21 protein-coding genes and 3 tRNA genes are annotated in these 25314 nt (G+C 58.7%); 18 read left to right on the top strand and 6 right to left on the bottom strand.

The window, feature by feature from the left end:
- Positions 1–18: 18 nt before the first annotated feature.
- The gene (locus Q8L89_02785; GenBank protein MDP1707978.1) at positions 19–1245 is read right to left on the bottom strand and encodes an ATP-binding protein; all 1227 of its coding nucleotides are present in this window, start codon (positions 1243–1245) and stop codon (positions 19–21) included.
- 280 nt (positions 1246–1525) lie between these two features.
- Between Q8L89_02785 and Q8L89_02780 the strand changes: the two genes are divergently transcribed.
- Genes Q8L89_02780 through Q8L89_02770 form a run of 3 tightly spaced genes read left to right on the top strand, consistent with a single transcriptional unit; the run spans position 1526 to position 5485 of the window.
- Positions 1526–3571, top strand: a complete 2046-nt coding sequence (locus tag Q8L89_02780) for a TonB-dependent receptor (GenBank protein MDP1707977.1) — start codon at positions 1526–1528, stop codon at positions 3569–3571.
- A 4-nt stretch (positions 3572–3575) separates the two neighbouring features.
- Positions 3576–5090 (top strand): PepSY-associated TM helix domain-containing protein, encoded by a 1515-nt coding sequence (locus Q8L89_02775; protein ID MDP1707976.1) that lies wholly within the window; start codon positions 3576–3578, stop codon positions 5088–5090.
- A gap of 53 nt (positions 5091–5143) precedes the next feature.
- Entirely contained in the window at positions 5144–5485 is a 342-nt protein-coding gene (locus Q8L89_02770) for a hypothetical protein (GenBank protein ID MDP1707975.1), read from the top strand.
- A gap of 427 nt (positions 5486–5912) precedes the next feature.
- Here the strand turns inward: Q8L89_02770 and Q8L89_02765 are convergent, their stop codons facing one another.
- The 3 genes from Q8L89_02765 to Q8L89_02755 all read right to left on the bottom strand — a co-directional run bounded on the left by Q8L89_02765 (position 5913) and on the right by Q8L89_02755 (position 7827).
- Positions 5913–6488 carry a hypothetical protein gene (locus Q8L89_02765; GenBank protein MDP1707974.1) on the bottom strand — a complete coding sequence of 192 codons (576 nt, stop codon included), beginning with the start codon at positions 6486–6488 and terminating at the stop codon, positions 5913–5915.
- 33 nt (positions 6489–6521) lie between these two features.
- A tRNA-Arg gene (locus tag Q8L89_02760) sits at positions 6522–6616 on the bottom strand.
- A 326-nt stretch (positions 6617–6942) separates the two neighbouring features.
- On the bottom strand, positions 6943–7827 hold the full coding sequence (locus Q8L89_02755; protein ID MDP1707973.1) for an IS1595 family transposase: 885 nt from the start codon (positions 7825–7827) through the stop codon (positions 6943–6945).
- Positions 7828–7926: 99 nt separating this feature from the next.
- Between Q8L89_02755 and Q8L89_02750 the strand changes: the two genes are divergently transcribed.
- Together Q8L89_02750 and Q8L89_02745 are read left to right on the top strand one after the other, a co-directional pair.
- Positions 7927–8193: a hypothetical protein gene (locus tag Q8L89_02750; GenBank protein MDP1707972.1), complete on the top strand. Its 267-nt coding sequence runs from the start codon at positions 7927–7929 to the stop codon at positions 8191–8193.
- A gap of 28 nt (positions 8194–8221) precedes the next feature.
- The gene (locus Q8L89_02745; GenBank protein MDP1707971.1) at positions 8222–8527 is read left to right on the top strand and encodes a hypothetical protein; all 306 of its coding nucleotides are present in this window, start codon (positions 8222–8224) and stop codon (positions 8525–8527) included.
- 79 nt (positions 8528–8606) lie between these two features.
- On the opposite strand, the gene Q8L89_02740 is transcribed toward Q8L89_02745, so the two are convergent.
- Positions 8607–8682 (bottom strand) — tRNA-Asn (locus Q8L89_02740).
- Positions 8683–8819: 137 nt separating this feature from the next.
- On the opposite strand from Q8L89_02740, the gene Q8L89_02735 reads away from it, so the two are divergent.
- The 4 genes from Q8L89_02735 (at position 8820) to Q8L89_02720 (ending at position 13830) form a co-directional block, all read left to right on the top strand.
- Entirely contained in the window at positions 8820–10301 is a 1482-nt protein-coding gene (locus tag Q8L89_02735; GenBank protein ID MDP1707970.1) for an FAD-linked oxidase C-terminal domain-containing protein, read from the top strand.
- Positions 10301–11362, top strand: coding sequence for a glycolate oxidase subunit GlcE (gene glcE, locus Q8L89_02730; protein ID MDP1707969.1), 1062 nt, complete (start codon positions 10301–10303; stop codon positions 11360–11362). The genes Q8L89_02735 and glcE overlap by 1 nt, the downstream gene beginning before the upstream one ends.
- Before the next feature lie 2 nt (positions 11363–11364).
- The gene (gene glcF, locus Q8L89_02725) at positions 11365–12573 is read left to right on the top strand and encodes a glycolate oxidase subunit GlcF (GenBank protein MDP1707968.1); all 1209 of its coding nucleotides are present in this window, start codon (positions 11365–11367) and stop codon (positions 12571–12573) included.
- Between the two features lie 75 nt (positions 12574–12648).
- Positions 12649–13830, top strand: coding sequence for an alanine--glyoxylate aminotransferase family protein (locus Q8L89_02720; protein MDP1707967.1), 1182 nt, complete (start codon positions 12649–12651; stop codon positions 13828–13830).
- Positions 13831–13834: 4 nt separating this feature from the next.
- On the opposite strand, the gene Q8L89_02715 is transcribed toward Q8L89_02720, so the two are convergent.
- Positions 13835–15022, bottom strand: coding sequence for a pyridoxal phosphate-dependent aminotransferase (locus tag Q8L89_02715; protein ID MDP1707966.1), 1188 nt, complete (start codon positions 15020–15022; stop codon positions 13835–13837).
- A gap of 198 nt (positions 15023–15220) precedes the next feature.
- On the opposite strand from Q8L89_02715, the gene uvrB reads away from it, so the two are divergent.
- The 9 genes from uvrB (at position 15221) to pheT (ending at position 25311) form a co-directional block, all read left to right on the top strand.
- Complete coding sequence (uvrB, locus tag Q8L89_02710) at positions 15221–17254, top strand: excinuclease ABC subunit UvrB (GenBank protein ID MDP1707965.1); 2034 nt, start codon at positions 15221–15223, stop codon at positions 17252–17254.
- 2 nt (positions 17255–17256) lie between these two features.
- Positions 17257–18243 carry a hypothetical protein gene (locus Q8L89_02705; protein MDP1707964.1) on the top strand — a complete coding sequence of 329 codons (987 nt, stop codon included), beginning with the start codon at positions 17257–17259 and terminating at the stop codon, positions 18241–18243.
- A 39-nt stretch (positions 18244–18282) separates the two neighbouring features.
- Positions 18283–18357, top strand: a tRNA-Val gene (locus tag Q8L89_02700).
- 101 nt (positions 18358–18458) lie between these two features.
- Positions 18459–20384, top strand: a complete 1926-nt coding sequence (gene thrS / locus Q8L89_02695) for a threonine--tRNA ligase (protein ID MDP1707963.1) — start codon at positions 18459–18461, stop codon at positions 20382–20384.
- Positions 20380–20904, top strand: a complete 525-nt coding sequence (gene infC, locus Q8L89_02690; protein MDP1707962.1) for a translation initiation factor IF-3 — start codon at positions 20380–20382, stop codon at positions 20902–20904. The genes thrS and infC overlap by 5 nt, the downstream gene beginning before the upstream one ends.
- Positions 20905–20930: 26 nt before the next feature.
- Complete coding sequence (rpmI, locus tag Q8L89_02685) at positions 20931–21128, top strand: 50S ribosomal protein L35 (GenBank protein MDP1707961.1); 198 nt, start codon at positions 20931–20933, stop codon at positions 21126–21128.
- Between the two features lie 169 nt (positions 21129–21297).
- Positions 21298–21660: a 50S ribosomal protein L20 gene (gene rplT, locus Q8L89_02680; protein ID MDP1707960.1), complete on the top strand. Its 363-nt coding sequence runs from the start codon at positions 21298–21300 to the stop codon at positions 21658–21660.
- Between the two features lie 232 nt (positions 21661–21892).
- The gene (gene pheS, locus Q8L89_02675) at positions 21893–22939 is read left to right on the top strand and encodes a phenylalanine--tRNA ligase subunit alpha (protein MDP1707959.1); all 1047 of its coding nucleotides are present in this window, start codon (positions 21893–21895) and stop codon (positions 22937–22939) included.
- Complete coding sequence (gene pheT / locus Q8L89_02670; GenBank protein ID MDP1707958.1) at positions 22936–25311, top strand: phenylalanine--tRNA ligase subunit beta; 2376 nt, start codon at positions 22936–22938, stop codon at positions 25309–25311. Before pheS ends, pheT begins: the two co-directional genes overlap by 4 nt.
- Positions 25312–25314 lie beyond the last annotated feature (3 nt).

Here is a 25314-nt window from a genome sequence, read left to right as displayed (position 1 = left end):
GCTCGGCACAGGCCATAGCTATGCGGTTGCGCGCAGCCGCGCCAGCGGCACGGTAACCTCGGCACAAGCGCCGCCACCGTCACGGTTCGACAGTGTAAGCGCGCCGCCAAAACGGCGTAAAACCGCCTTTACCAGAAACAGTCCGAGTCCCTGGCCACTTTCCCTGCTGGTAAAGAACAGTTCCCCTGCATGGGCCTGTACCATTGGCGTCAATCCGGCGCCACGATCCAGCACGTCAACCTTTAACTGCCCGTCATCACAGCTCGCCTCGACCTCGACGCTGTGCTCCGAGGCATCAGCGGCGTTGTTGAGGAGGTTGGTGATGATCTGTCCGAACGCCTGCTCAGCCACTATCTGCGGCGCGGGAGTCGGACTTCCCCAGTGATAACTCAACTGCGCCGCCGGGCGCACACAACGCCATTGCGCAAGCAGATCTTCCAGATAGGTGTCGATCGCCACACTGTAGCCACTTTCCGCCCGCGCCTGCTCGGTGGAAGAAAGCATGCTGGAGATTGTGCCCTTGCAGCGGGCGACCTGATCCCGCAGCAAACGAAGTTTGTCCGTCAGCTCAGGTTGCTGTGCATATTCATGTTCCAGCTCTTTCAGCACTATTGCCATAGTGCCCAGCGGCGTACCCAGCTCGTGCGCTGCCCCTACTGCCAACGCCCCGAGCGCTACCAGACGCTCGTCACGCAGCGCATTTTCGCGCACCTCCGCCAGCATACGCTCGCGTTCGCGCAGCGTGTTACCCATCTTCACCACAAAATACGCGACCAGCCCCACGCCCAGCACGAAACCGAACCACATGCCCCACGCGCTCGGGTCGAAGCGGGCATCGTAGGTGATATGAAAATGCGGCAGCGGGATGTAAACAAACATCAGCAGGGTGTAACAGCCCACGATCGCCACCGCCAACAGCAGCGTATAGACAGCCGACAGCGTAGCGGCGGTGATGGTAAGCGGCAACAGAAACAACAGCACAAAGGGATTGGTGGCGCCACCCGCGAGATACAGCAACCCGCTCAGCAGCAACACGTCGAGCAGCAGCTGGGCAAACACCTCGGCCTCGCGCACCGGCCAGGGGAACCTGAGCCGCAGCCAGGTGAACAGATTGAGCGCCAGCAGCACACTGCCAATCACCACATACGGCAGTGGCATGCCCAAACCTTGCGCCACCACCAGCACCGCCAGCGTCTGGCCGACCACGGCGATATTCTTGAGCACCAGCACCCGTCGCAGGTTCATTGGCGGCACTGCTGGAGAAACCGCGGTTGGCTTCATTTCAAACATCTCTCACTCATGGGCGCAGGCACCCGATCAAGGTGCCAAAGTATAGCAGCCGATCCCCCACCCTGCTCCTGCGGCAAATTGTCGCGCGGCATTATACCGCATTCTATATGGGCTTAATCTGTTTTAGGATTCAAGGCTTACATCTATTTCAAAGTTAAGGTATCCAAGGTTATCCATGCGCAAGATGAATACCCTGAGAAACCGGTTATTGCATGTAATTATAATACACACCTGCTTGATTTTACCCGGCTACAGCTATGCCGAATATGCGGCATCTGTCGCGGCGACTGATACTACCGATAGTTTGTCCGGTGCTACACAGTTGCCGGAGGTCGTCGTCACAGGATCCCGGTTGGGAAGCGAACCCACGCTCACCCTGCCCTCACTGCAAATCGCGCGTCAGCGCATTACCCTCACGCCCGGCGGGGCAAATATTGTTGATGCTGAGGATTATAAAACGGGGCGCGCTACGACTTTGCAGGATGCCTTGGGTTTTGCGCCCGGCGTCTTTGTGCAACCACGCTTTGGCGCCGAAGAAGCGCGCTTGTCGATACGCGGTTCCGGCATCCAGCGTACCTTCCATATGCGCGGGATCAAATTGCTCCAAGACGGTATACCCCTTAACCTGGCCGATGGCGGCGGCGATTTTCAGGCCGTGGAACCTCTCAGCGCGCGCTATATCGAGGTTTATCGTGGAGCCAATGCGTTGGCCTACGGCTCCACCACATTAGGCGGTGCGGTCAATTTTGTATCTCCTTCCGGTTACGATGCGTCGCCGGTACAAGCGCGCCTGGAGGCCGGGAGCTTCGGTTATCTGCGCGGACAAGCGAGTTTTTCCGGCGTGCGTGATGACTCCGATTACTACGTGTCCTTATCACATTTTTCTCAGGATGGTTTCCGCGATCACGCCCAGCAGAATAATCAGCGTTTGTTCGGGCATTACGGCAGCTGGCTGACGGATCAACTGGAGTCACGATTCTACGTTGCCTTGGTGAACACCGACTCAGAGCTTCCCGGCAATCTGACCAAGGCGGAAATGAACGCCAATCCGCGTCAATCCGCAACCGCTAATGTGACAAACAACTTCAAACGTGATTTCACGCTGATGCGTGTTTCAAACAAAACGACTTATCAATGGCAGGCTCAACGCCTTGAGGCAACCTTTTTTTACTCATGGAAGGATTTATTCCATCCCATCTTCCAGGTGCTGGACATTGTGTCGCAGGATTACGGTGCGGAACTGCGTTATATCTCCGAGGCTCCGCTCATGAGTCGGAAAAATATTCTGACCGTGGGGTTCAGCCCGACGCGCGGCACCGCTGAAGACGATCGCTTCCAGAACGTGGGTGGTCAACGCGGAGCACGCACCAATGAAAGCCTACAGACATCGAGCAATCTCGATCTATACGCCGAGAATCAGCACTATGTGCAGCCCAGACTGGCGCTCATTGCCGGAGCGCAATGGTCGCATGCATCGCGCAAGCTGCAAGACAAATTTCTCTCAGACGGCACGGATAACAGTGTTGACAAGGATTACACCGGCTTCAGCCCGAAGCTGGGCGCGCGTTATGAAATTACTCCCGCCGCGCAACTGTTTGCCAATGTCAGCCGCAGCTTCGAACCCCCGAGCTTCGGTGAGTTAAGCGGCGGCCCGACAGTAACGGCGGTGCGCGAGCAAACGGCGACTACTTGGGAGATTGGCACACGCGGACACGATGACGGCATGGACTGGGAAGCCGCCTACTACCGGGCTTCGGTCAAGGATGAACTGTTCAGCTTGAACGACAGTCTCGGCAACTCCCTCGGCACGATTAATGCCGCATCCACCCGTCACCAAGGTGTGGAAATCGGTCTCAATGTGCAGCTTCTGCACAAGCTCAATCTGCGCCAGACCTACTTGTGGAACGATTTTCGCTTTCACAACGACCCGGTGTACAGGGACAATGATTTGGCCGGCATCCCCAGGCATTTTTACCGTGCAGACCTGATCTATAACACACCTGATGGCCATTATTTTGGCCCCAACGTGGAATGGTCGCCACAGAAGTATGCGGTAGACCATGCCAACACACTCTTTGCCGATGCTTATGCACTGCTGGGTTTCAAACTCGGTTATCGCACCAAGCAGGGATTTTCATGGTTTGTCGAGGGCAAGAACCTCACGGATGAAATCTCTGCGGCGACCACTGGCGTCATTGCCAATGCGGCCGGGGCTGACTCACGCCAGTTCCTGCCGGGTGATGGCAGATCGGTGTTCGCAGGCATTGAGTGGCGGATGTAAGCCAGTGAACAGTCTCGCATCCAGCGGTCGTAAACCTGCTGCTGGCGTATTATTTCGCTGGCACCGCCGGTTGGGCGTCATCGCCTGCCTCGGGATACTGATGTGGGGCGTGAGCGGTGTGCTCCACCCGTTCATGTCGCGCCTCAAGCCCGAACAGGCCACGCATACACCGCCCGACCAGCATGTTGAACTGACGCAGGCCATACCGCTAGACCAGTTATTGGCGCAGCACTCGCTTACCGGGATCAATGGATTCCGTACACTGCTGTGGGCCGGCAAGAGCTACTACCAAATTAACCACGCAGGCCGCGTGCTCTATTTTGAGACTGCAACCGGCGCTGCTGTTCCCGATGGCGATCAGCGCTACGCGGAGTTTCTCGCGCGCCATTATCTTGGTGACCAGCAGGCGCGCATCCTCCGCATCGAGCCAGTCACGCAGTTTGGCGGCGACTATACCTTTGTGAACCGTTTCCTGCCTGTGTACCGTGTCGAGTTCGAGCGCCCTGACGGCATGCTCGCGTATATAGACACGCAAGCATCACGACTGGGCACGCTGGTAGATGACCGTCAGGCCATTTTCCAGAACTTGTTTCGCGCGTTGCATAACTGGGAATTTCTCGCCTTCAACGAACCCCTGCGCGTCACCGTTGCAGCGAGCATTGTCGGCATGGCGTTTATCAGCGCATGCAGCGGGCTGTGGCTGTATGGTTTTCTCTGGCGCAGAGGGGCAACTACATCCAGCATGCAAACAAACCCGCACGGGCTACGCCGTCACCATCGCACGGTCGGCCTCACGGTGGCCGTCGCTGCGCTGATGTTCAGTATGAGCGGCCTGCTGCATCTCCTCACCGACGCACAACGCCGGCAGGCGCAAGCCCCCGCCATTCCCGTCCATTTCCCCGCCACAGCGTTGACACCAGCAGGCTTCAGCGCCATGCAGAACCACGCCATCGCCGCCGATCATGTCACGCTCGTGCGGCTGCCTCAGGGTATCTATTACCGGATCGCGCCAGCCCTGCAACATCACAGCGCGGATGCGCACCATACAAACAGTACCGAGTCACCCACACCGCACACCCCTGTGGTTTATATTGACGCCCGCAACGGAACCACCCTCGCGCAGGGTGAGGCACTACACGCCCGCTACCTGTCAGATGTCTTCAGCGAACTGCCAGACAGCCTCATTGAGTCCGTAGCCCCCGTCATGCGCTATACGGGCGAGTATGGCGCCTTTTACAAGCGGCTACCCGTCTACCGCGTGAATTACGCTACACCAGCCCGCGATCGATACTATGTTGAGATCGCTACCGGGCAACTGGCCGGGCACTTTCAGGACAGCACCTTTGTCGCCGTCGAAGACTGGACCTTCGACAACCTGCACAAGTGGCATTTCCTGGATAAGCTCGGCCCCGACAAATGGGTACGCGATATTGTTATGGCACTGCTCGCCCTCGGCCTCGTTACCGTCGCCCTGTTAGGCCTGACGCTATTCCTGCGCCGCGCGCCGCGCACGCCTTAGTTTTTTACATCTTTGGCATATATCCCTTGACAGCAAGTAATAAATAGGAAAATATGAACCACCTTGGTAAGGTTGATAATGATGATCTGGAAAATTTTACGCCGGTAACGGATTTAGAGCTAGATTCTGGGATCAGACGGGCGGTATTAATTCTCCGCCGTGGCGGGATCGAAACCTTTGAGTCTTGTGAGGGAGGTAATGGGCATGCTTTTACAGAGCCTACTATAAGATTCCACGGTGATACGGCGGCAGGATTTAAAGCATACGCGGTTGCCAAAGATTACGGCTTGCCCGTATATGGCGTTCAGCTTGCTTACAGGGTTATGGACGGGATGTTGACCGGCCCTTGGTGGGAAATGGTGCTGTCCACCAAAGACCGGTCAACGGTACCTTAAGCCCCTTGTTGAGCTAATCGATTGCAGGTGTTACAACGCGGGCGGCCAGCAGTACCCGGTCGTAAATTTTGCTTTTCGATGTTGTTCCCTTCCGTGCACCGATTGTTATCATGATGCACATTACTGGTATTAGGTTTTACTGAATGAAACGGAGCTACTTTGCTCATGAGATGTATCCTCTTGGCTTGACAATTGCTTCACTTAAGCCTCAATATGGCAAGCGTAGTTAGTAAAAGTGGAGTGCCGGGGAGTTGAACCCCGCGCCGGTACCCTAGGAAGGCTGGACGGCTCCTGCGCACCCCACAAAGTTGTAAGTGCCACTCCGGCTCATATCAGTTTGTCCGTGGAAAGATTGGGCTGATATGAGCCTTGTCCATTTGGGCTAAGCGTCGGCGGCGATGACTAACCTAGCCTCTGCATTAGGGCCTCATGGCAAGTCCTCCGCGCCCTTGTCGATACGTGGTTTATAGTTGAGTATTTCTTCCATTTCATTGTCGCTGAGCACTCGCGTCGAGTAGACACCCTTTTTACCGCTCACGCTGAATAATTCGCCGCGTTGAACCATCCGATAAAGACGGTTATTTAGAAGCGTTCGTTTATGGATGTCGCCCGTTTTTTTGTACAGACCGACGAGTATTTTATCTAGCGATAAAAGACCCCCCGCCTCATCAATCAACTCTATGATTGTGAACTCGGTGCGATCAGTGTCTATGCTGAGTTCTTGTATAAGTTCATCAGGCAACCCCTTAAGCTCCGCGTAATTAAGGGATAGCTGGTTGCCGATTTTGATAGGCTTGGGGCAATTTGTGGCCTCGGCTAGGTCAGATTGCAGTTTAATAATGTGGTCAGAGACGGAGCGGAGTTTTTCTGCTGTTTGTAAATGCAGTTTCTGTCTCCAGTCATTAGACTTGGTTGACGCGGCACGCTTCTCGTGGAAGGTAATTTGCTCATTTATTACAGCTAGGTCTTGCGCAATCAATTCATTTGTTGATAGAATATCCATTCGAATCCCTCATTGTTTATAGAGGTAAAGTAGCGGCGGGAAAGGGATTCGAACCCTTGGGGGTGTGCTACTAACACACCCCGTCCGATTAGAAGTCGGATGCTATAAGCCAGCTCTGCCATCCCGCCCTTGAACTATTACACGGCACTATAGCCGTGGCACCAATTTGGAGTTTGCAATAGGAAGTGTACCATACAGAAGGGCTGGGCGCAAGCTTGGCCCTTTTGTTTTGCAGAGCAAGGAAAGAGAGGAAAGAGAGGGCTGAGAAAGTGTCTATATTTACATAACTAATTGAAAATTATGACAAAACATAATTTAGGGTCTGCGACAGACAAGAAAAAAAAGAGTTGTGAGCGAAGTAAAAGAGAGGCTTCAAAAAGGGCGGCAGTTGTGAATAGCCCCCAAAATCACCAGCAGAGGTTCGAATCCCTGCTAGACGATGCTGTGTTGGGGGTTAAGAAGAAATAGGCTTGCTGATCTGCGCCAACATCCGTTGAAACATATCAGCCGGAGCATGGCGATTGTTATAACGGAAAGCGAACTCTCCCACATACCTTTGCAAGTGCTTTGGTGATACAGAGGCATGAGTGCTTTTGATGCCGCGCTTCAAGTGTGACCAGAAGCCTTCAATCGTATTTGTATGGCAGTCACCACGCACCCACTCCTCAATCTGATGGTTTACGGATTCGTGATCGAAGCCGAGCTTGCCAAGTGAGCGATAGCTTCTGTGTGTGTCAGTTGATACCGTAGTACCAGGCGAAACATGCTCCTGTATGATTGGCAGCAGTGTTTGCTTTTGTTCATCTGGTACAACACCGCTACGTAAAACTCCGCCGCGCTGAACCATACCGAATACAGTAGTCTTATTTAGCATGTATGCGCCTTTGCCGCGCCCTTTGCCTTTGATCTTACCGCCGACAAATGTTTCATCAATCTCTACATGACCTGACAGCTTGCCGGGATTGTTTGCTTTATCCCTAGCGGACATGAGCGCACGGATTTGATGACCGATGCGCCACGCACACTTGTAGGTCACGCCAAGCTGGCGCTGTAGCTCCTTGGCTGACACGCCATTACGTGTAGCGGTCATCAGGTACATGGCATGGAACCACAGCGTAAGCTGGGTACTCGATTTTTCGAACACGGTGCCAGCGCAGGGGTATATATGGCAACCCTCTTTGCATGCAAAAGCGCGTCGGCCCTCTATGCGCGTAAGTTTACCGACTATGCCGCAGTGTGGGCAGGCATCCTCTACCGGGTAGCGCCTTTTCATAATGGCGGCTAAGCAAGCATCGTCATCCAGGTACTGTGATTGAAATTGTTTAAAGGTGTATTTCATGGCGTTAGCCCATACTTGGTTGTGTAGGCTAAGTGTGGACTAAGCGTTACTTGCTGTCAAGGGATATATGCCACATCTTTAATAAGCGGAGCACGATTTATGACATTCACCACACGACGCGTTCTCTGGGCCACATCCGCCGTGGGCGGCAGCCTGATCTACCTGAGCCTGTATCTCTCGGACTCGCTGCCCCTTGTGCAGTCATCGGTACTGCACTTCTTCGAACACATGCAGATGCTATGGGCCGACCTGCCCGCATTCCATAAAACCTTCCTGACCGCAGGCGTGGCCCTTATCACCGGCAGTCTTGCCTTGCTGATAGTGCAATCCTGCAAAGGGCGGCGCTCACAAGTCGGCAGCGGCTAACACATCCGCCAGCCACCGGTTAATGATCATGATGCAACACGCCACAGGTAATACAGCGTTGCAGGCCAACGATCCGCACCGCCGCGCATGGCTGCTAGCGCTGGCGCTGGTAATGCTGGCGCATTCCGCCGTAGCGTATTGGTTGATTGCGCCTGCCACCTCCACGCCGGCATCCACCACGCGCACAGTCGACGTCATGCTCATGGCCGCACCGCCGCCGGTACTGTCTGGTGAGCTACGGCAAGCTCGCACAAGTTATGGCACTGGCGCAGCAGACCGGTATCACCAAGCTGGCGTTCGTCACCACCCCGGAATAACCCCTGGCCTGCCGTAGCGTCGAGAATCACGAATGACCCGAGTCAGCCGCCGCAGGCGGTGAGAGTCCGTGCACCAGACCTTACGCGATTACAGATTGGCTCCCCGGGACGGACTCGAACCGCCGACCCAGTGATTAACAGTCACTTGCTCTACCGACTGAGCTACCGGGGAATGTGAGGGGCTGTAATGGTAAGGGTGCGGGAGTGTCAGGTCAAGAAAAAGCGCGTCACAGCATGGTTGCAAAGTCAGCGTGACGCGTGCCTTACTCATGCTCCCGGCACACCGTTTACCCCTGCTATACTGCGCGCATGGAACAAAAATCGCCAGCGCACACCACTGAAAAACAGGCTTTACTCGCCGCTCTGCGCTCTATCCTCCCCGATGCCAGTCTGCTGGTGCATGAAGAAGACTTGCGACCTTATGAAAGCGACGGCCTGACGGCCTACCGCGCCCTGCCGGGCGTCGTCTGCCTGCCCGACACACTGGAACAGGTGCAGCAGATCCTGCGCCTGTGCCATCAGCTACACTACCCGGTGGTGGCACGCGGTGCAGGCACAGGCCTGTCTGGCGGCGCGTTGCCGCTGGAGAACGGTGTGCTGCTGTCGCTGGCAAAGTTCACCCGCATCATCGAGATGGACACCGTCAATCGCACCGCACGCGTACAGTGCGGCGTGCGCAATCTCGCCATCTCCGAAGCCGCCGCAGTACATGGCCTGTACTACGCGCCTGACCCCTCGTCACAGATCGCCTGCACCATCGGTGGCAATGTTGCGGAAAATGCCGGCGGCATACATTGCCTCAAATACGGCCTCACCGTACACAACGTACTCGGCCTCAAGCTGGTCACTATGGACGGCGAGCTGCTGGAACTGGGCGGCAAGACGCTGGATGCGCCGGGTTATGATCTGCTTGCCGTATTGCACGGCTCTGAAGGCCTGCTGGGCGTGATTGTCGAGGTCAGTGTGAAACTGCTGCCCCGCCCGGAGCGCACACAGGTCGCGCTGGCGGCATTTGATGATGTCGCCAAGGCAGCGGGAGCCGTTGCAGCCATCATCGGCGCTGGCATCATCCCTGCCGGCCTGGAGATGATGGACAATCTCGCCCTCTGCGCCGCCGAGGACTATGTCCACGCCGGTTATCCTGTCGACGCCGCCGCCATCCTGTTGTGTGAGCTCGACGGCGCTGACGAAGAAGTCTCCGACCTCATCATGCAGGTGCGCAGGCTGTTGCTCGCCAACGGCGCCACCGAAGTACGCACCGCGCTTGACGACGCCGAGCGGCGCAAGATGTGGGCCGGGCGCAAGGCCGCCTTCCCTGCCGTCGGCCGCCTCGCCCCTGACTATTACTGCATGGACGGCACCATTCCACGCCGGCGCCTGTCCGAGGCGCTGACAGGCATTGCCGCACTTTCACAGCACTACAATCTGCGCGTCGCCAATGTGTTTCATGCCGGTGATGGCAACCTGCATCCCTTGATACTTTACGATGCCAACATCGCTGGCGAGCTGCAGCGCGCCGAGGAGATGGGCGGGAAAATACTCGAGCTCTGCATCGCCGTCGGTGGCACCATCACGGGCGAACACGGTGTGGGCGTGGAAAAGCTCGACCAGATGTGTGTCCAGTTCGGTGCGGCAGAGCTTGACCAGTTCCACGATCTCAAGCACAGCTTCGACCCCAAGGAGTTACTCAACCCTGGCAAGGCCGTGCCCACCTTGCAGCGCTGCGCCGAGTTCGGCGCCATGCACGTGCACCACGGCAAGCTCGCGTTCCCGGAACTGGAGCGATTCTGATGCAGACCGACCACAGCACCGAGCTGCAAGCTGCGGTACGCGCGGCCATTACGGATAAAACCCCGCTCCGCATCGTCGGCGGCAACAGCAAACGATTCTATGGGCGCATGACTGCCGGCACACCATGCGCGGTGGCAGAACACCGTGGCATCGTGCACTACGAACCCGGCGAACTCATCCTCACCGCGCGCGCGGGCACGCCACTGGCAGAGATCGAGGCGACCCTGGCCGCGCACAATCAGATGCTGCCGTTTGAGCCACCACACTTTGGTCCGACGGCCACCCTCGGAGGCACCATTGCCTGTGGTATAGCTGGCCCACGCCGCCCGTATACCGGTGCAGTGCGGGATTTTGTGCTGGGTGTAAAACTTATCAATGGCCGTGGCGAACTGGTGCGATTCGGCGGCGAGGTCATGAAAAACGTAGCAGGCTTTGATGTGCAACGTCTAATGGTGGGTGCTCTTGGCACCCTTGGCCTGCTGCTCGAGATTTCACTCAAGGTGTTGCCCAGGCCCCAGCATGAAATCACACTCAGCTTCACTTGCACGGCTCGGCAGGCACTCACCCGAATCACGGAGTGGAGCGCCCAACCCATGCCCATTTCGGGCACCTGTCATGATGGTACCCGTCTGTATGCACGTCTTTCCGGCAGCACCAGCGGTGTCACCGCCTGCCAGCGTAAAATCGGTGGCGATATCCTGCCCGATGACAAGCAGTTCTGGTACAAATTACGCGAACATCAGCACGAGTTTTTCAAGGACGATGGGCTGCTCTGGCGTCTTTCGGTGCCACCCGCAGCACCGCTGCTTAACCTTCCCGGCCAGTCATTCCTTGACTGGGGCGGAGCGTTACGCTGGCTGAAAAACCCGTTGCCCGCAGATGTGATACGCGCCAGCGCGACCAAGCTCGGCGGGCACGCCACCCTGTTTCGCGGCGGCGAGCGTACTGGCTCAGTGTTTCATCCGTTGCCACCTGCGCTGCTGGCCCTGCATAAGCGCATTAAAAATTCGTTTGATCCCCACGGCATTTTCAACCCTGGCCAACTTTATTCGGAATTCTGAGCGTGCAGACACAACTCAACCCGGGGTTTCTTGAAACCCCACAGGGCGGCGAAGCAAATGCCATACTACGTTCCTGCGTACACTGTGGATTTTGCAACGCGACCTGCCCGACCTATCAGTTGCTGGGAGACGAACTGGATGGCCCACGCGGGCGCATCTACCTGCTCAAGTCGCTGTTCGAAGGCGCACCGGTCACACACAAGACCCAGAATCACATTGACCGTTGCCTCACCTGTCGTGCCTGCGAGACCACCTGCCCCTCCGGCGTTCAATATGGGCGTTTGGCAGATATCGGCCGCGCTGCTCTCGAACACCATGTACAGCGGCCCTGGCGTGAGCGCTTGCAGCGCCGCCTGCTGCGCCTGATCCTGACGCATACTGCACGCACGGCCCTGCTGCTGTATTTCGCACGCTGGCTCAAACCTTTGCTGCCCGCGACTGTACGCCGAACAATTCCAGCACACCAAAAGCCAGGGCCATGGCCCGTCATGCAACATCAGCGACGCATGCTGGTATTGGACGGCTGCGTACAACCTGCCCTTTCCCCTAACATCAACGTCGCCGCTGCACGCGTGCTGGACAGGCTCGGCATCAGCTTGCTGCGGCTGCAGAATGCAGGCTGTTGCGGCGCCATCAGTCACCACCTCGGCGCCGACAATGAAGGATTGAATTTCATGCGCCGCAACATCACGGCCTGGTGGCCGCACATTGAAAGCGGCGCCGAGGCCATTGTGATTACCGCCAGCGGCTGCGGCAGTCTGATAAAAGAATATGGCCATTTACTGCGCAACGACCCGGACTATGCGCACAAGGCTGCGCGCATCTCATCGCTGACCAGAGACATCAGCGAAATACTGATGCAGGAAGATACCAGTACCCTCACACTCGCCACAGCCAAAAAGATTGCCTGTCACACGCCCTGCACCTTGCAGCACGCGCAGAAACTGCCCGATGCAGTGGCAAATATCCTCGGCAAGCTGGGCTTCACGCCGACAGACGTCCCCGATGCACATCTGTGCTGCGGCTCGGCGGGCACCTATTCCCTGCTACAACCGGAGTTGTCGCAACAGTTGTTGACGAACAAACTTGCTGCCTTGCAGTCCGGCGAACCCGACTGCATCGCTACCGCCAACATCGGCTGCCTCACGCACATGCAGGGCAGCGCACGGGTGCCGGTGAAGCACTGGATTGAGCTGATCGATGCCGGCTGAGGTAGCTATCCCAGACTTTTCCTATATCATGCACGTCTTGCCAATAACCGCCAATTCAGCCCAGAGATTGCACACATGACTGCACCCATTAAATCCTTTCATCCGCCCAAACGTACCCTGATGGGACCCGGCCCCTCCGATGTGAATCCGCGCATACTGGAGGCGATGTCGCGCCCCACCATCGGCCACCTCGATCCTGTGTTCGTGTCGATGATGGATGAGATGAAGGCGCTGTTGCAGTACACCTTCCAGACCAAAAATCCGTTGACTCTGCCGGTGTCGGCACCCGGTTCGGCCGGCATGGAGATGTGCTTCGTCAATCTGGTCGAGCCCGGCGACAAGGTCGTGATCTGCCAGAACGGCGTGTTCGGCGGCCGCATGAAGGAAAATGTGGAGCGCTGCGGCGCCACGCCGGTGATGGTCGAAGACGCCTGGGGCAGCGCGGTGGACGCCAACAAGCTGGAACACGCCCTCAAGAACAACCCCGACACCCAGGTCGTCGCCTTCGTGCATGCGGAAACCTCCACCGGCGCACTGTCGGACGTCAAAACCCTGGTCGAGATCGCCCACCGCGCGGGCTGCCTCACCATCGTCGATGCCGTGACCTCGCTCGGCGGCTCCATGCTGAAGGTTGATGACTGGGGCATAGACGCCATCTACTCCGGCTCGCAGAAGTGCTTGTCGTGCACTCCGGGTCTGTCACCGGTGAGCTTCAGCGAGCGCGCCGTGGAAAAGGTCAAGGCGCGTAAAACCAAGGTACAGAGCTGGTTTCTGGATTTGACGCTGGTCATGGGCTACTGGGGCAGCGGCAAACGCGCCTACCATCACACCGCGCCCATCAATGCGCTGTACGGCCTGCACGAGGCGCTGGTCATCTTGCAGGACGAAGGGCTGGAAGCCGCCTGGGCGCGCCACACACGTAATCATCTGGCGCTGAAGGCGGGTGCTGAAGCCATGGGCCTGAAATTTGTGGTGAAAGAAGGCGAACGCCTGCCACAACTCAACTCCATTTATATACCGGAGGGCGTGGACGATGCCGCCGTGCGGACGGCGCTGCTGAAGGATTACAACCTTGAGATCGGCGCCGGTCTCGGCGTGATGGCCGGCAAAATCTGGCGCATCGGCCTCATGGGCTATGCCAGCAACGCCACCAATGTACTGTTTTGCCTCGGCGCGCTGGAAGAAACACTGGGGCGGCTGAAGGCGCCCATCACCCGTGGTGTCGCCGTTACCACGGCACAACAGGCACTGGCTTAAGCGGTTACACGGTGCCCAGCAGTTTTTGCATGCGATCCAGGGCGTCGTGCAGATTTTTCATGCTGGTGGCAAACGACAGACGCATGTAGCCGGGCGCGCCGAAGGCTGATCCCGGCACCAGCGCCACACCGATGTCATTCAACAGCAGCTCGGCCAGCGCAATATCGTCTTTCAGCTGCAAGTTGTCGATCACACCCTGCATGCTGGGAAATGAGTAAAACGCGCCTGTCGAAGGCAGGCACTGCACACCCTTGATGGCATTCAATGCCTGCAGCACGAATGCGTGACGCTCCCTGAACTGCCGCACCCAATCCTGCATGAATGACTGGTCGCCCTCCAGCGCCGCCTGCGCCGCCACCTGTGAAATAGAAGCGGGGTTGGAGGTGCTTTGCGACTGGATATTCTTCATCATCGCGATGAGTGGTTTCGGTCCGGCGGCATAGCCGATACGCCAACCGGTCATGGAATAACTCTTGGACACGCCATTGATGACAATGGTGCGCTCAGCCAGCTCCGGACAGGCATTGAGGATATTGCAGAACGGCACGTCGTTCAGCAGGATATGCTCATAGATGTCATCGCTTGCCACCATCACCTGAGGATGGCGGCGCAGCACGGCGCCCAACGCTTCCAGTTCAGCGCGGGTATAGGTGGCGCCGGTCGGGTTGGACGGGCTGTTCATTACAAACAGCCGCGTACGCGGCGTGATGGCGGCTTCGAGTTGTTGCGGCGTGATCTTGAACTGCTGCTCGATGCCCGCATAGACAATCACCGGCACGCCCTCGGCCAGCAGCACCATGTCGGGGTAGGAGACCCAGTACGGCGCCGGGATGATCACCTCGTCGCCGGCGTTGAGCAGGGCCTGCGCGAGGTTGTAGAAGCTCTGCTTGCCACCCACTGACGCCAGCACCTGGTCGAGGCCGTAGTCAAAACCGTTCTCGCGCCGGAATTTGGCAACGATGGCCTGCTTCAGGCCGGGCGTGCCGTCTACCGCCGTGTATTTGGTGAACCCGGCCTCAATCGCCTTGATTGCCGCCTGCTTGACAGGTTCCGGCGTGTCGAAGTCGGGCTCACCCGCACCCAGGCCGATGATGTCCTTGCCCTGGGCTTTGAGCGCGGCAGCGCGCTCAGTCACAGCAAGCGTCGGTGACGGCTTGATCAGCCCCGCCCGCTTCGAAAGTTGCACGTCCAAACCAGAATTCCTCACTCTTATATTTAAGGTTACAAAATCTGCGCATACACCCATCAGCAACCCGCACTTCCGGCCACATTCCCGCCGCCTGTGCAGGGGGCGGAGCAGGCCCTCAGGCGCCCACAAAGTCATGCCGAAAGCATTACTTTGTGGGCGCCTGAGTACTATACTGGATTGCCGTCGCCCCCTGAAAGCCCCATGAGCGAATCCACTCAACGTTTTATTCTCCATGCACAGTTCGCGCCTGCAGGCGACCAACCCGCAGCGATTGCACAACTGACAGCCGGGCTTGAGCAGGGGCTGCTCGGGCAAACCCTGCTGGGCGTCACGGGCTCTGGCAAGACGTTTACTATTGCCAATGTGATCCAGAACGTACAGCGGCCAACCCTGATCATAGCGCCCAACAAAACACTGGCGGCCCAGCTCTACGGCGAGATGCGCGAGTTCTTCCCCGAAAATGCAGTAGAGTATTTTGTATCGTATTACGACTACTACCAACCCGAGGCCTACGTCCCCTCCACCGATACCTTTATCGAGAAGGACGCCTCCATCAACGAGCACATCGAGCAGATGCGCCTGTCTGCCACGCGCGCACTGCTCGAGCGCGAAGACACCATCATCGTCGCCACCGTATCGGCGATTTACGGTCTGGGTGATCCGCAGTCCTACCTTGGCATGGTGCTGCACCTGAAGCGTGGCGACAAACTCGACCAGCGTCACCTCCTGCGCCGCCTCACCGAGCTGCAATACACGCGCAATGAAATCGACCTTACCCGCACTACTTACCGCGTACGTGGCGATGTGATTGATGTCTTCCCGGCTGAATCCGACCGTGAGGCTGTGCGGATCGAATTGTTTGATGACGAGATAGATGGGCTGGCCTATTTCGATCCACTCACCGGTGAAGTGCTGCGGCGAGTGCCGCGCCTCACCATTTACCCCAAATCGCACTACGTCACGCCGCGCGCAATCATGCTGGGCGCGGTCGAGCAGATGAAGGTTGACCTGCGCATCCGGCTCGAGGAATTTTACGCCACCAACAAACTGGTTGAGGCACAACGCCTGGAACAGCGCACACGCTTTGACATCGAGATGATCAACGAGATCGGTTACTGCTCCGGCATCGAGAATTACTCGCGCTACCTGTCAGGACGCGCGCCGGGTGAACCGCCGCCTACCCTGCTGAACTATCTGCCACAGCACGCGCTGCTGATCGCTGACGAAAGCCATGTCACCCTGCCGCAACTGGGCGGCATGTACAAGGGTGACCGCTCCCGCAAGGAAACATTGGTGAACTACGGTTTCCGCCTGCCGGTGGCGCTCGACAACCGGCCCCTGCGTTTTGAAGAATTCGAGCAGCAAGCGCCACAACGGATTTTTGTCTCTGCCACCCCGGGGCTTTATGAGTATGAGCACTCGGGCGCCGTCGTGGAGCAACTCGTACGCCCCACCGGTTTGATTGACCCGGCCACCGAAGTGCGCCCAGCCACCCGGCAGGTGGACGATTTACTGTCTGAGATTAATATACGCGTACAGGTGCACGAGCGCGTGCTGGTGACCACGCTCACCAAGCGCATGGCCGAAGACCTCACCGAATATCTCGACGAACACGGCGTGAAGGTACGCTATCTGCATTCGGACATCGAAACCGTAGAGCGGGTTGAGATCATTCGCGACCTGCGCCTCGGCGTGTTCGACGTGCTGGTCGGTATCAACTTGTTGCGCGAGGGATTGGACATGCCGGAAGTATCGCTGGTCGCGATACTGGACGCCGACAAGGAGGGCTTTCTGCGTTCCGAACGCTCACTGATCCAGACCATGGGGCGCGCCGCACGACATATCAATGGCAAGGCCATCCTGTATGGCGACAAGGTAACGGGCTCGATGCAGCGTGCACTGGACGAAACAGATCGCCGCCGCACAAAGCAGATCGCCTATAATAAGCAACATGGCATCACGCCACGCGGCATCGTAAAGGCCGTGCAGGACATCATGGAAGGGGCCTACACTGGCGCGCCCCTGCCTGCGCGCGAATATGCGCGTGTCGCAGAGTCCATCATCGAGTACGCCGCGCTCTCGCCTGAAAAGGTGCTACGCAAGATCAAACAACTGGAACAGCAGATGCACAAACACGCGCGTGACCTTGAGTTTGAAGAGGCAGCAAAGCTGCGTGACGAAATTCACGCCCTGCAGGAACACCAGCTGGGTCTAATAGACAAAAAGGTGAGTTAACCATGACGCTACCCCTGAGCCTACACAACACGTTGCGCACACTGGCCTGTGTGCTTGCGCTTGCCATGTCCGTCACTGCTGTCGCTGACGATGCGCCACTCCACGAAGAGGAAAGCGCAGCCGTCACCGAAATGATCACAGAGACCACAGCCGAGCCTGCCGCCGAAAGCACGCCGGGTTTTCACGAGGCCTATGTCCCCGGCACCATCATGCAGTTCACGCCGGACTATAGCGTCATCGTGCGCAAGAAGGTCGCCCGACTGGACACCCCGGTGACAGGTGGCGCCAGTGAAGCCGTCAGCGTGCTGGAGTTTCTCGACGACGAAGGCAAGCCACTGTATGAGCAGCGCTTCCCGCTACGCCTGGATGTGAGCGGCTTTATCAATCCCTGCGTGCTCGACCTCAGCCAGCGCACGCTTGGCGGGCGGCCTTTCCTGTTGCTCGAATATGGCTGCGACCCGACCACCCCCGGCTTCCACAACTACCGATTCTTCGCTCTCGACAGCCAGCGCCAATTGCGCCAGGTCACCTCACCGCTTGACGGCATCAACGGCGAGATCATCACACCTGTGACAGGCACATCACACAACAAGCGCCTCAATGTGCGCTTGTGGACCGGCTATCACGATCTGGTGCTGCCGTTTGTATTCGACGCCACACAACACGCGCTGACTATCGACTACGGCAAACAGCGTTATCTTGCCGTCGAGCAATACCAGCCCGCACACCTGCGTGCCCAGCCTGAAGGCAACAGCATCGCGTTGTACAACAAGCCCGCAGGTGCTGTCACCGAGACGGTGCAGGCCTCCGCCGAGAGCCGGGTCACCTATCTGCGCGCCTACGCCAATGCCGACCTCGTCACTGACGGCGAACTGCCGTGGGTAGGCGATATCGACGCAGTGAAGTGGCTGGAGATAGACATCGACGGTAAGCGCGGCTGGATCAATCTGGAGAACGCGGCACAGCTTGGCCTGCCCGGCTCAGGTTGAACCCATACCGGTGCACGTGGTATTTTACGCCCTCTTTGCAGGCGCGTAGCTCAGTGGTAGAGCACTACCTTGACATGGTAGTGGTCGGTGGTTCGATCCCACTCGCGCCTACCAACATTAACACCCGGAACCTTCTAAACCCGTAGCGGGAACAGAAGCCAGCAGCTTGATCATGCGGCCTTTGGTAGTGGTCGCCACTGAAAAAAGGATGTGCTATGCCTATCGTTACTCTGCCCGACGGCAGCCAGCGTGAATTCCCCCAACCGGTCAGCGTTAAAGACCTCGCCGCCTCCATCGGCGCGGGCCTGGCCAAGGCCGCCCTTGCCGCACGGGTGGACGGCACCTTGGTCGATCTCTCCTATCTGATTGAGCGCGATGCCAGCGTGGCCATCGTCACCGACAAGGGTCCGGAGGCGCTCGACGTGGTGCGCCACTCCACCGCGCACCTGCTGGCCCAGGCGGTGAAGGAGCTGTTTCCCAAGGCACAGGTAACCATCGGCCCGGTGATTGAAGACGGCTTTTATTACGACTTCGCCTTTGAGCACCGATTTACACCGGAGGATCTCGCCGCCATCGAGGCCAGAATGGCGGAGATTGCCGCCCGCGACCTGTCGGTCTCGCGCTCGGTGCTGTCACGCGAGGAAGCGATTGCCTTTTTCCGTGGACTGGGCGAGGAATACAAGGCGCAGATCATCGAGGGCATTCCGGCGCAGGAACAACTGTCACTCTACCAGCAGGGCGACTTTATCGACCTGTGCCGTGGCCCGCATGTGCCCAGCACCGGCAAGCTCAAGGCCTTCAAGCTCATGAAGCTGGCTGGCGCCTACTGGCGCGGCGACTCCAAAAACGAAATGTTGCAACGCATCTACGGCACCGCCTGGCTCAACGAAAAGGAGCTCAAGGCCTATCTGCACCGGCTGGAAGAAGCCGAAAAGCGCGATCACCGCAAGCTGGCCAAACAGCTCGGCCTGTTCCACTTTCAGGAGGAAGCGCCGGGTATGGTGTTCTGGCACGACAACGGCTGGCGCATTTATCAAGAGGTGGAAAACTACATCCGCACCCTGCTGCGCGGGCACGGCTATCAGGAAATCCGCACCCCGCAGGTAGTCGACCGCAGTCTGTGGGAGAAGTCCGGCCACTGGGACAAATTCAAGGAGCTGATGTTCACCACCGAGTCGGAGAAGCGCGACTACGCGGTGAAGCCCATGAACTGCCCGTGCCATGTGCAGATCTACAATCAGGGCCTGAAAAGCTACCGCGACCTGCCCCTGCGGCTGGCCGAGTTCGGCTCCTGCCATCGCAACGAACCCTCCGGCACCCTGCACGGCCTCATGCGCCTGCGCAACTTCGTACAGGACGACGCCCACATCTTCTGCACCGAGGCCCAAGTGCAGGACGAGGTATCGGCCTTCATCGACCTGCTGTTTCAGGTGTATGCCGACTTTGGTTTCAAGGACATCCTCATCAAGCTCTCCACCCGGCCAGCCAGCCGGGTGGGCGCGGACGAGGTGTGGGACAAGGCCGAGCATGCGCTGGAGCAGGCCCTCAACGCCAAGCAGCTGCCCTGGGACCTGCAACCCGGCGAAGGCGCGTTCTACGGCCCCAAGATCGAGTTTTCGCTCAAGGACAGCATCGGCCGGGTGTGGCAGTGCGGCACCATCCAGGTGGATTTCTCCATGCCGGGCCGCCTCGGGGCCCACTACATCGCCGAAGACGGCTCCAAACAGGTGCCGGTGATGCTGCACCGCGCCATTCTGGGCTCACTCGAGCGCTTTATCGGCATTCTGATCGAGGACAGCGCCGGCGGCCTGCCCCCCTGGCTTGCCCCGCAGCAGGCCGTGGTCATGAATATCACGGACAATCAAGCAGCTTACGCAAAAAAATGCACGGAAATCCTGCAAAAACAGGGCCTAAGGGTAAAATCGGACTTGAGAAATGAGAAGATAGGCTTTAAAATCCGTGAGCACACACTTCAACGTATCCCCTACCTGCTGGTGGCGGGTGACCGTGAAGTGGAAAATAACACTGTGGCCGTGCGCACGCGAAGCGGTAAAGACCTCGGCGTAATGTCGCTTGAGATCTTTACGGATCGACTCCGATCCAACATCGCGCGCCGCGGTCTTGCAGTTTTGGAGGATTAAACTTATTGCTGCTGATAAACAGACCCGTCTGAATGAAAACATAAGCGCATCAGAAGTGCGCTTGATCGGGAAAGAGGGAGAACAGATTGGTGTCGTGCCGATTGACGAGGCGCAAAAACTAGCCCTCGAAGCCGAACTCGACTTGGTAGAGATCGTGCCCACCGCAGACCCTCCGGTGTGCCGCATCATGAATTACGGCAAATTTCTGTTCGAGGAGAACAAGAAGCGACACTCCGCGAAAAAGAAACAGAAGCAGATTCAGATCAAGGAAGTGAAGTTTCGCCCCGGTACGGAAGAAGGCGATTACCAGGTCAAGCTGCGTAATCTGACCCGCTTCCTGGGCGAGGGCGACAAGGCCAAAATCACGCTGCGCTATCGCGGCCGTGAAATGGCCCATCAGGAACTGGGCGTGAAATTGCTCAAGCGGATTGAGTCCGATCTGGCAGAAATAGGAGTCGTGGAGCAGTTCCCGCGCATGGAAGGGCGCCAGATGATCATGCTGGTCGGGCCCAAGCGTTAAATTTGAATGTTTAAGGAATAGCAGTCATGCCGAAGATGAAAACCAACAGCGGTGCAGCCAAGCGCTTCAAGCGCACGGCTTCGGGCGGCTTCAAGCACGGCCAGTCGCACCTGAATCATATTCTTACCAAGAAGAGCACCAAGCGCAAGCGTCACCTGCGTCACAGCAAGATGGTAGACAAGTCGGATGTACCCGGCCTGCGCCGTCTGCTGCCGTTCAGTTAATCAGGAGTTATAAAGTTAAGGCTAAATACTTTAATTATGGTGGGGCTCCTGATGAAAACCCTGTTTACTCTATCCCCACCCTGTCCCACCCCCTAAACAAGGGACGGGGACGTAACTGGAAATGTAATTTTGTTTATTGATGCATCGTAATTCATAGAGGTTATTCGTCATGCCAAGAGTAAAACGCGGCGTTACCGCCGGTCGCCGACACAAGAAAGTTCTTGATCAAGCCAAGGGCTATTACGGCGCACGCAGCAAAATCTACCGCGTTGCCAAGCAGGCCGTCATCAAGGCCGGCCAGTACGCCTACATCGGTCGCAAGCAGCGCAAGCGTCAGTTCCGCGCGCTCTGGATCACCCGTATCAACGCCGCTGCACGTGAGTGCGGTTTGTCCTACAGCCTGTTCATCAATGGCCTGACCAAGGCCATGATCAACCTCGACCGCAAGGTGCTGGCCGACATCGCCGTGCACGACAAGCCCGCGTTTGCTGCGCTGGCGGAGAAGGCCAAGGCCCACACCCTGTCGCACTGAGCGCCAAGCAGCTGTACCGTGTCAGATAGGGGAAAGGCCGTCCGGCCTTTCCCCTTTTTGTTTATACATAGCGCCAGAAATCGTAGCGAGCGGATTTCAGGCGGGGGTGGCGGAGCACAGGAACCGGAGTGTGCGTAACAGTCTGCCGCTGCGCGGCCCCGGATTCCGAGCACCGCGCGCACCCGTATCAAAGACGCGCAGTAGATTTATGGTGCTATGTAGGGAGCAGCAGGTGAACAAAGACCTAAACAACATCGTGCTTGAGGCACAGCAGGCGGTTGCCGCCGCCACCGGGCTGCCTGCCCTCGAGAACCTGCGCGTGCACTATCTGGGCAAGAAGGGCGTGCTCACCGAGTATCTCAAGCAACTCGGCACACTGGCGCCCGAGCAACGGCCACAGGCCGGGCAGGCCGTCAACCAGGCCAAGCAGGCCGTGCAGGCAGCCATCGAGTCACGCCGCGAAGCGCTGGAGATTGCTGCGCTGGATGCACGGCTGGCGGACGCCGCGCTCGACGTCACCCTGCCGGGGCGCGGCCAAACTGGCGGCGGGCTGCATCCCGTCACCCGCGCCCTGACCCGCATCAACACACTGTTCACGCGGCTCGGCTTCGATATCGTCGAAGGCCCCGAGATCGAAGACGACTACCACAACTTCGAGGCGCTCAACATTCCTGCCGAACACCCTGCGCGCGACATGCATGACACTTTTTATTTCGACGCCAGCACTCTGCGCTTCGGCTCAGGTCAAACCCTGTTGCGTACCCACACCTCGCCGGTGCAGGTCCATGCGATGAAACAGACACCGCCGCCGTTGCGCATGATTGCGCCGGGGCGCGTCTACCGCTGCGATTCCGACCTCACCCACACACCCATGTTCCACCAGGTTGAAGGCCTGATGGTGGACGAGGGCGTGAGCTTCGTCGATCTGAAAGGCCTGCTGGATGATTTCCTGCATCACTTTTTTGAGCGTGACGACCTGGCGGTGCGCTTTCGCCCTTCCTACTTCCCGTTCACCGAACCCTCGGCCGAAGTGGATATCCGGTGCGTGATGTGCAGCGGCGCGGGCTGTCGTGTCTGCGGCCACAGCGGCTGGCTGGAGGTGATGGGCTGCGGCATGGTGCACCCCAACGTCTTCTCGCATGTCGGCATCGACAACGAGCGTTACACCGGCTTCGCCTTCGGCATGGGCGTCGAGCGCCTGGCCATGCTGCGTTATGGCGTGAATGATCTCCGCCTGTTTTTCGAAAACGACCTGCGTTTCTTGCAGCAATTCCGATGAAATTCAGCGAACACTGGTTACGTGAATGGGTCAACCCGGCGCTGTCGAGCGCCGAGCTGGCCGAGCAGCTGACGCTCGCCGGGCTGGAAGTGGAATCAGTTACACCGGTCGCACCGATTTCTGCCGGCGTGGTGGTGGGCGAAGTACTCAGCGTGGTGGCGCACCCCAAAGCGACCAAGCTTCAGGTATGCGCGGTGGATATTGGTACCGGCACACCGCTCAGCATTGTGTGCGGTGCGGCCAATGTGCGGGCGGGTCTGCGCGTGCCGGTGGCGATGGTGGGGGCAGAGCTGCCCGGCGGCAAACTGATTCAACAGGCACAACTGCGCGGCGTCGACTCCTACGGCATGCTGTGTTCAGCCACTGAGCTGGGTCTGGCCGAGGCCTCCGAAGGCCTGCTGGTGTTGCCGCTGGACACGCGGCTGGGTGAGGACGTGTATCTCTATCTGCGGCTCGATGACATGAGCCTCGACGTCAGCATCACCCCCAACCGGGGCGACTGTCTGAGCGTGGCTGGCATCGCGCGCGAGGTTGCCGCACTGAACCAGCTTGCGCTCACCCCGCCGCCCACCGAGGCCGTTGCCGCCAGCATTACCGACCAGATCGAAGTCATTATCGAGGCGCCTGACGACTGCCCGCGCTACGCCGGGCGCGTGCTGCGCGGCATTGACCGCAGCGTCCCCACGCCGCTGTGGATGCAGGAGCGGCTGCGGCGCAGCGGTCTGCGCAGCATCAATGCCGTGGTCGATGTGACCAACTACGTGCTGCTGGAGCTTGGCCAGCCCATGCACGCCTTCGACCTCACCCGCCTGCGCGGCAGCATCCATGTGCGACGCGCACGCGCAGGCGAAGCCATTACCCTGCTGGACGGACAGCAGGTCACGCTGCATGACAATACCCTGGTCATCGCCGATGAGGCCCAGCCGCAGGCCATCGCAGGCATCATGGGCGGGTTGGACGCCGCCATTGATGGGGCCAGCGACAGCCTGTTTCTGGAAAGCGCCTACTTCACCCCGCAGGCCGTGGCCGGCCGCGCACGGGCCTATGGCCTGCGCACCGAGTCATCCCACCGCTTCGAGCGCGGGGTAGACCCCACCCTGCAACGCCGCGCCCTGGAGCGCGCCACCGCGCTGCTGCTGGAGATCGGCGGCGGCAAGGCGGGGCCGGTGATTGAAGCCGGTGTAGCCCGGCAGGCTGCCCCTGCCGCCATCCCCCTGCGGGCCAAGCGACTGCAGCAGGTACTCGGCCTCGCGCTGCCCGCAGAAGATGTTGCACGCCTGCTCACCCGGCTGGAGATGCAGGTCGACACCACCGCAGACGGCTGGCGCATCACACCACCTCCTTACCGCTTCGACATCGCGCTGGAAGTTGACCTTATTGAGGAGGTGGCACGCCTGCACGGCTACCAGCACCTGCCTGCACGTGCACATCAGGCCCCCCTGCACATGCACCCGGCACCGGAGGCCATGCTCTCGCTGTCCCGTCTGCGCCATGCGCTGGTCGACCGTGGCTACCAGGAGGTCGTGACTTACAGCTTTGTGGCGCCCGAGCTGCAACGCCAGCTCGACCCGGCCACCCCGCCCCTGCCGCTGGCCAACCCCATCTCCACCGAGATGTCGGTGATGCGCACCACGCTCTGGTGCGGCCTGCTCAACGTGTTACACCACAACCTGAACCGCCAGCACAGCCGACAACGGCTATTTGAGTCCGGTCTCAGATTTATCGCTCAAGACAATGACGTTAAACAAGAAAGGGTTATCGCTGGCATCCTCACCGGCAGCCTTGCCCCGGAGCAATGGGCGCAACCGCAACAGACCGTCGATTTCTATGATCTCAAGGGCGACGTTGAGGCCTTGCTGGCACTGGGTGGGGATACCGGCGCCTACCGCTTCGAGACCGCCGCCCACCCTGCCCTGCACCCAAGCCAGAGCGCACGCCTCTGGCGCCACGCGCAGGCGGTAGGCTGGCTCGGGGCGCTGCACCCTGCTGTGGCACGCGCGCTGGGGCTGGATCAGGCCGCCTATGTGTTTGAGCTGAGCCTTGACCTGCTGCAGCAGGCCCGCCTGCCCGCCTTCCGCGAGCTGTCGAAGTTCCCGGCCATACGGCGCGACATCGCCATCGTAGTGGACGAGGCCGTCTCGGCGGCCCAAGTGCAGGCCTGTGCCGCCGGAGCCGCGCCGGAACTGGTCAGGCACATCCAGTTGTTTGACGTCTATCGCGGTAAAGGTGTTGATTCAGGTAGAAAAAGTCTCGCTTTGGGCTTGACCTTGCAGGCGTCTTCGCGCACTCTAACGGACGAGGAAGTCACCGCCGCCCTGGACCAGGTGATGGGCACCCTACAACAACAACTAGGTGCAACACTAAGAGACTAACGA

Source organism: Gammaproteobacteria bacterium, from assembly GCA_030680605.1.
Taxonomy (GTDB): domain Bacteria; phylum Pseudomonadota; class Gammaproteobacteria; order SURF-13; family SURF-13; genus JAQBXX01.
Note: the sequence above shows the minus strand (reverse complement) of the source record. Positions and strands in the feature narration are given on the sequence as shown.

What these genes read in the sequence shown, in the direction of transcription:
- Q8L89_02765 (MDP1707974.1), bottom strand. Translation starts at nt 6,488, where the DNA reads ATGGATATTCTATCAACAAATGAATTGATTGCGCAAGACCTAGCTGTA.
- Q8L89_02720 (MDP1707967.1), top strand. Translation starts at nt 12,649, where the DNA reads ATGACTGCACCCATTAAATCCTTTCATCCGCCCAAACGTACCCTGATG.
- Q8L89_02770 (MDP1707975.1), top strand. Translation starts at nt 5,144, where the DNA reads ATGAACCACCTTGGTAAGGTTGATAATGATGATCTGGAAAATTTTACG.
- thrS (MDP1707963.1), top strand. Translation starts at nt 18,459, where the DNA reads ATGCCTATCGTTACTCTGCCCGACGGCAGCCAGCGTGAATTCCCCCAA.
- Q8L89_02750 (MDP1707972.1), top strand. Translation starts at nt 7,927, where the DNA reads ATGACATTCACCACACGACGCGTTCTCTGGGCCACATCCGCCGTGGGC.
- Q8L89_02745 (MDP1707971.1), top strand. Translation starts at nt 8,222, where the DNA reads ATGATGCAACACGCCACAGGTAATACAGCGTTGCAGGCCAACGATCCG.
- glcE (MDP1707969.1), top strand. Translation starts at nt 10,301, where the DNA reads ATGCAGACCGACCACAGCACCGAGCTGCAAGCTGCGGTACGCGCGGCC.
- Q8L89_02785 (MDP1707978.1), bottom strand. Translation starts at nt 1,245, where the DNA reads ATGAACCTGCGACGGGTGCTGGTGCTCAAGAATATCGCCGTGGTCGGC.
- uvrB (MDP1707965.1), top strand. Translation starts at nt 15,221, where the DNA reads ATGAGCGAATCCACTCAACGTTTTATTCTCCATGCACAGTTCGCGCCT.
- Q8L89_02735 (MDP1707970.1), top strand. Translation starts at nt 8,820, where the DNA reads ATGGAACAAAAATCGCCAGCGCACACCACTGAAAAACAGGCTTTACTC.
- Q8L89_02705 (MDP1707964.1), top strand. Translation starts at nt 17,257, where the DNA reads ATGACGCTACCCCTGAGCCTACACAACACGTTGCGCACACTGGCCTGT.
- rpmI (MDP1707961.1), top strand. Translation starts at nt 20,931, where the DNA reads ATGCCGAAGATGAAAACCAACAGCGGTGCAGCCAAGCGCTTCAAGCGC.
- pheT (MDP1707958.1), top strand. Translation starts at nt 22,936, where the DNA reads ATGAAATTCAGCGAACACTGGTTACGTGAATGGGTCAACCCGGCGCTG.
- rplT (MDP1707960.1), top strand. Translation starts at nt 21,298, where the DNA reads ATGCCAAGAGTAAAACGCGGCGTTACCGCCGGTCGCCGACACAAGAAA.
- Q8L89_02755 (MDP1707973.1), bottom strand. Translation starts at nt 7,827, where the DNA reads ATGAAATACACCTTTAAACAATTTCAATCACAGTACCTGGATGACGAT.